Source organism: Vreelandella nigrificans (genome assembly GCF_002374315.1).
Lineage (GTDB): Bacteria > Pseudomonadota > Gammaproteobacteria > Pseudomonadales > Halomonadaceae > Vreelandella > Vreelandella nigrificans.
The window spans coordinates 1-1,097 of record NZ_NWUX01000064.1; the positions used below are offsets into that span (position 1 = coordinate 1).

General features: G+C 61.6%; 1 protein-coding gene. It reads left to right on the forward strand.

Going from position 1 to position 1,097, the window contains the following annotated elements:
• Positions 1–1,097: Ig-like domain-containing protein (locus CPA45_RS22465; RefSeq protein ID WP_133066821.1), on the forward strand; the 1,097-nt coding region annotated here is incomplete at both ends.

The window sequence follows — 1,097 nt, forward strand, 5'->3', positions numbered from 1 at the left end:
AACGACTACCGCGCCGAGGCTGACCGTGACTACGGTGTCAACCTGGACGCCACTGCGACGATCACCATCGACACCATTGCTGGTGACGATGTGATCAACGGCGAAGAAGCCACCCAGACCATCACCGTCACGGGCACGGTAGGTGGCGATGCTCGCGAAGGTGACACTGTCACCCTGACCGTGGGCGACGAGACCTTCACTGGCCTAGTCGGTGCAGATCTGACTTACGCCATCGATGTCCCAGGCTCGCTGTTAGCGGACAACAACAGTGTTACTGCCGAAGTCACCGGTAGCGACGAGGCGGGTAACGACTACCGCGCCGAGGCTGACCGTGACTACGGTGTCAACCTGGACGCCACTGCGACGATCACCATCGACACCATTGCCGGTGACGATGTGATCAACGGCGAAGAAGCCACCCAGACCATCACCGTGACTGGCACAGTAGGTGGCGACGCTCGCGAAGGCGACACTGTCACCTTGACCGTGGGTGGTGAGACCTTCACCGGTACCGTGGCGGAAGACCTGACTTACGCCATCGATGTGCCCGGCTCTCTGTTAGCGGACAACAACAGTGTTACTGCCGAAGTCACCGGTACCGACGAGGCGGGTAACGACTACCGCGCCGAAGCCGACCGTGACTACGGCGTCAACCTGGACGCCACTGCCACCATCACCATCGACACCATCGCCGGTGACGACGTGATCAACGGTGAAGAAGCCACCCAGACCATCACCGTGACTGGCACAGTAGGCGGCGATGCTCGTGAAGGTGACACCGTCTCCCTGACCGTGGGTGACGAGACCTTCACAGGCCAAGTCACCACCGACAGCGCCGGTAACCTGGTCTATGCCATCGATGTCCCAGGATCGCTGCTGGCCGATAACGACAGCATCACGGCGGAAGTCACCGGTACCGACGAGGCGGGTAACGACTACCGCGCCGAGGCTGACCGTGACTACGGCGTCAACCTGGACGCCACTGCGACGATCACCATCGACACCATCGCTGGTGACGATGTGATCAACGGCGAAGAAGCCACCCAGACCATCACCGTCACGGGCACGGTAGGCGGCGATGCCCGCGAAGGCGACAC